This is a genomic window from Vibrio sp. V03_P4A6T147, assembly GCF_002241085.1.
GTDB lineage: Bacteria > Pseudomonadota > Gammaproteobacteria > Enterobacterales > Vibrionaceae > Vibrio > Vibrio anguillarum.
In genome coordinates, this window is record NZ_NDIO01000040.1 from 1 (window position 1) to 5,099 (window position 5,099).

At 44.2% G+C, this 5,099-nt stretch carries 4 protein-coding genes and 1 pseudogene; 3 read left to right on the plus strand and 2 right to left on the minus strand.

Features of this window, described 5'->3' with window-relative positions:
• Positions 1-130, plus strand: a pseudogene (locus tag B9J84_RS01525) (porin family protein); the annotation flags it as partial.
• A gap of 89 nt (positions 131-219) precedes the next feature.
• Here the strand turns inward: B9J84_RS01525 and B9J84_RS01530 are convergent.
• On the minus strand, positions 220-1,131 hold the full coding sequence (locus B9J84_RS01530; protein WP_094123369.1) for a LysR family transcriptional regulator: 912 nt from the start codon (positions 1,129-1,131) through the stop codon (positions 220-222).
• 98 nt (positions 1,132-1,229) lie between these two features.
• Between B9J84_RS01530 and B9J84_RS01535 the strand changes: the two genes are divergently transcribed.
• On the plus strand, positions 1,230-2,633 hold the full coding sequence (locus B9J84_RS01535) for an MDR family MFS transporter (protein WP_088732468.1): 1,404 nt from the start codon (positions 1,230-1,232) through the stop codon (positions 2,631-2,633).
• 72 nt (positions 2,634-2,705) lie between these two features.
• On the opposite strand, the gene B9J84_RS01540 is transcribed toward B9J84_RS01535, so the two are convergent.
• Positions 2,706-4,187 carry a carboxypeptidase M32 gene (locus tag B9J84_RS01540; protein WP_094123370.1) on the minus strand — a complete coding sequence of 494 codons (1,482 nt, stop codon included), beginning with the start codon at positions 4,185-4,187 and terminating at the stop codon, positions 2,706-2,708.
• A gap of 220 nt (positions 4,188-4,407) precedes the next feature.
• On the opposite strand from B9J84_RS01540, the gene B9J84_RS01545 reads away from it, so the two are divergent.
• Complete coding sequence (locus B9J84_RS01545; protein ID WP_013856840.1) at positions 4,408-5,040, plus strand: LysE family translocator; 633 nt, start codon at positions 4,408-4,410, stop codon at positions 5,038-5,040.
• Positions 5,041-5,099 lie beyond the last annotated feature (59 nt).

Genomic DNA, 5,099 nt, shown 5'->3' on the forward strand with positions numbered 1-5,099 from the left:
CATGTACGGTGTAGGCGCTGAATACTTCCTGATGGGGCCAATTTCAGTTGGTGCAAGTTACATGAATTACACTTTGGGCGATGACGATATTGGTACGGTTTCATTCAACGCGACCTTCCACTTTCTTTAATCTAGTCACTCAATCGCTTTCAACCACTTCTTGCTCGTTAGTAGCAAGAAGTGGTTTTTTATTTGAGCAGTATGGTGTGGTGTACATTCTCAAGTACGCCAGTAACTGAAAGCAAAGCGCGACCAGTGATTGATGATGTAGTCAATAAATGCCTGAGTTCGCTCAGGAAGAAAACGTCTCTGAGGGTGCAGCAAATAAACATCCGCTCCTTCAATCTGCCAATTAGGCAATAATGGCACTAATCGTTTCTCCTCTAACTCCTTATCAATTAATCCTTTAGGTAACCTTGCAATACCCATATTCATGAATGTGGCTTGTAAAATCGTATCAATTTCCTCAGAGCTAATACGTGCCTGAGGGATAAATTGAAAACGTTCTTTGCTTTGCTGATGTTCAAATATCCACGCTTGTTTGGTATTTAAAGTGAGTAGTGGCAGATAAAGTAATTGCTCTGGATGTTTTAGCAGCAAAGAGGCCGAGTAGTCAGGACTTGTGCACAACACGGAAGGGTTATTAGCTAGTTTGCGCGCAACCCAATCGGATTGCGGTTGTGGACCAAAACGTAGCGCTATATCAAGGTCGTGCTGGGTATGATAATCCAGCCCTGCACCGACTTGAATACGAATGTTGACTTTAGGATGTTGCTGACAAAATTCCAGTGCTAATGGACTTAGCTGATGCCGAATGGGTAGGATTGGCGCGTTAATGACGATCTCGCCTCTAAACTCTTGTTTGGCTTTTAAAGCTTGTGCTTGTTTATCTTCTATTTGGCTAAATAGGTTGGCATAGGTTTCAAACAAATGCTCGCCTTCTTTCGTTAGTACCACTTCTTTACTGTTTCTGATCAGTAGAATGCTGCCAATATCTTGTTCCAACTGCTGAATTCTGCGGCTCAACGTGCTGGTGGACAAGGCTTTTTGTTTTGCTGCCAGCGTAAAATTGCCACATTTCACTACCGTTAAAAAGAGTGATAAATCATCAAGTTTCATCATTAATCCCATTTATGCAATAAGCCATCCCATTCTATCCTATTTTAGGATGTGCACGATTACGTTATCGTGTCGGTCGCGCATTCTAATCAAGTTCATATGAGGGGCACATGCCTACCGATTCAACTTATTCGGCTAATCCGAAAATTATTTTTGCCAGCGTTGCTTTAGTCATCGCTTTAGGCTCGCTTGAAAAAAGCATCGTTACCACACCATTGGCTCTTATTGGGCAAGATCTCTCGGCAGGACAAGCATTAACATGGGTGATTACTGCTTATCTATTAGCATCGACCGCTGTATTGCCCGTCTACGGTAAACTGAGCGACTTGTTCGGACGAGTTCGGATGCTAAATGTCAGTATCGTGATCTTTATGTTGGGTTCCGCGCTGTGTACCTTTGCTTTTGATCTACCCAGTTTAATTGGTGCTCGTGTGATTCAAGGGATTGGCGGTGGAGGCTTAATAGCTCTGGCATTTACCGTTATCGCCGATTCAATTCCTGCGCGCGAAGTGGGCAAGTACCAAGGTTATATTTCAGCGGTTTATGCGGTGTCCAGTATTGCAGGGCCACTGCTTGGCGGCTATTTTGCTGACTACCTCAGTTGGCGGTGGGTATTCGGTATTAATTTACCGCTAGGGTTGGTGGCACTTTACATGGTTAACCGCTATTTGAAGCATCTCAATAAACGCAGAGATAGTCGCTTTGATTGGGTGGGAGCAGCGTTACTCATGAGTGCGACGACTTTGCTGCTGTTATTACTTTCTTCACATTCATTTATCCCTACTGGCTGGGGCGCGTTTGCATTACTGGCGTGTTTAGTTGCTTTGGTGGTTGTTGAACGCAGAGTGAGTGATCCTATTTTACCGGCGCGTTTAGCACGTCTTCCGAATTATCTGACCGCGATTGTTCTTATTATGGGATCGCAAATGCTGATGTTTGCGCTTTTGGTCTATTTACCACTGCAGTTTCAATGGCAAAAAGGACTCACTCCGTCAGAAAGCGGTGCCATTATGGTGATCTTCATGGTCTGTATTACCTCTGGCGCTTATGTGGGTGGGAAGCTCATCGCGAAGTTTGGTCGTTATAAGATGTTAGTGATCGTCGGTTTTGCTTTGGCTATGGCTGCATTGTGGCAAGTTCACTACGATATGTGGGTGAAATTTGCATTGGGTTTTGCGGGTATAGGTATTGGTTTAACCTTACCGGCCTTAGGCGTTGTTGTACAAAGTGTCTTACCCGCACGTGATCGCGGCATTGGCATGTCACTATTTAATTTTGGACGAGAACTCGGCGGTGCACTCGGTGTTGCGTTCTGTTCCGCGCTCTTTTATCTGAGAGTGCCAAGCGAAGTCATGGTTGCTGAACACAGTGCCGAGCAGGCCGGCGTTTCCACTCAGGTATTATCACAAGGTTTTAGCTTGGTTTATATTGGCATGAGCGTACTAGCATTACTGGCGATGTTACTGACAGTATGGCGCTTGCGTAAAGATGCATTGATGAAAAGTTCATCATGAATTCCTGCGTGTTATTGAGCGTTAACTAAGTGTAAAAAAAGCAGCGATTTAAGCTGCTTTTTAAGTTTGGCGCTAAAGGTATCTATGCTTTAGGTGGTCTTGGAAATATTGAGCGTTAAGCACATCCCCAGTCGCTTGTTTCACCAATTCATCGGTTGTTAATAAGCTACCTTTCCGCCAAATATTATCGGCAAGCCAAGTAAATATTGGTGATAAATCACCACTGTGAATGGCGGCATCCACATCCACCGTTTTCTTCATTGCTGCCATAAACTGCGCAGCATACATAGCACCCAGCGTGTAACTAGGGAAGTAGCCAAAGCTTCCATCTGTCCAGTGGATGTCTTGCATACAGCCGTTTTGGTCATTTCCTTGGGTAGAAAGGCCGAGGTAAGCCTGCATTTTTTGATCCCATAGCTCAGGCACATCGGTATGTTTGATATGACCATTGATCAAATCACGTTCAATTTCATAACGTAAAATGACATGAGCTGGATAAGTCAGCTCGTCGGCATCGACACGAATAAAGCCTTTTTCGGCGCGAGTGTAGATCTTCTGGAAATTCGCTTGTGCAAACACTTTATCTTCACTACCTGAAAAATAGCGGGCGGCTAGGGTGGCTAAGTGCTCAATAAAGGGTTCACTGCGCCCCATCTGCATTTCAAAGAAGAGCGATTGAGATTCATGAATACCCATCGAACGCGCTTCTCCTGCTGGTGTACCAGCAAGATGTTTAGGCAAGCCTTGCTCATAACGTGCGTGGCCCGTTTCATGGACAATGCCCATTAGAGACTGAATAAACTCCGACTCATTATAACGAGTGGTGATCCGAACATCGGTTGGAATACCGCCGCAAAAAGGGTGAACGCTTTCATCAAGGCGACCGTGTTCAAAATCAAACTGAAGCAGTTTCATGACTTCTAAGCCTAGCGCCTTTTGCTTTTCAGCAGGGAAATGCCCAGTTGGCATGATGATCTCTTCGGCGCGTTGCTTCTCTATGACTTGATCGATTAACGTTGGCAGCCAAGTTTTAACATCGCTGAAAACAGCGTCCAATGATTGAGTTGTTGTACCCGGTTCGTAAAGATCGAGCATCGCATCATAAGGCGTTAAACCTGTAGCATCAGCGCGGATCTGCGCTTCTTGCTGTGAGAGTGTGACCACCTCAGCCCAGTTTTTCTCAAAACCGACCCAATCATTGTTTTTGCGTTGGGTACGCCAAGCATGTTCACACTTTGAACCAGCAAGAGATTTCGCTTGCACCAAAGCTTCAGGTAGTACGTTTGCCTGCTGCCAGTGGCGTTTGAGTTCACGCAGAGTTGCTTTTTGCTCATCGTTCAATGGCTCATTTTGTGCTTTATCAAACCATTCAGCCAATTGAGGTTGAGTATGTAAACTATGAATATAAACGGACAAGTGCGCCATCGCTTCCGAGCGAGCTTGAGCGCCGCCAGCAGGCATTACTGCAGCTTGATCCCAGCCACAAATAGCCGCTAAATGATTGAAATGTGAAATTTTCTTAGAATGTTGAACTAATTGATTGAATGCATCCATGGAATTAGCCTTCCGTGACGTAAAAGAGGAGTTAGTGTAGCAACCATTAAGTGTCTAACCAAGGCCATCAAAGTCAATCAAGGTGAAAGAGCGTGACCAAAACCGACAAGGCTGTGAGTATTTCATTATTTTCTTATCCAGTGAAAACTGTTAAAGACTTTATAAAAGAGCTCAGGTATAAAAAGGTAAACGATGACATTTCTTTTATACAAGGACGGGTATGTATATCCAAAACGTTGAAGCCTTTCTGATCGCAATTACTATATTAACGCTAACTCCAGGGCTAGATACGGCACTGGTGATTCGTAACACATCACGAGCTGGGTTCACTGACGGTAGCATAACAAGTTTGGGTATTTGCATGGGGTTATTTGTGCATGCGACCTTTTCCGCCGTTGGTATTTCGGCGATTTTGGCACAATCAGCCGAGCTGTTTCATGTGGTTAAAATGATTGGTGCGGCGTATTTAATTTGGCTGGGACTATCTAGCTTAAAAGCGTTGCTGAAAAATAGCCAAGGTATGCAGGTTACGGCGATTTCACACAGTGAATTTACGCTGAAGCGGTCATTGCGTGAAGGCTTTCTTTCCAATGTGTTGAACCCCAAAACGGCAGTATTTTATCTCGCATTTTTGCCGCAATTTATTAACCCAGAATATTCTCCGTTGTTGCAATCGCTTTTGATGGCTGCTATTCATTTTGTTATCGCTATGTGTTGGCAGTGCGGTTTAGCGGGCGCATTGAGCTTTGCAAAAAACTTACTCAAAAATGCGTCGTTTATGAAATGGATGGAAGGGACAACAGGCGTGGTTCTAGTTGCTCTGGGTCTAAAATTAATGCTTGAGAAAAGATAATTTAATCAATTAGTTGTAGGAGTTTTCTGAACAAAGCTAGAATGACATTTTTTTGAAGT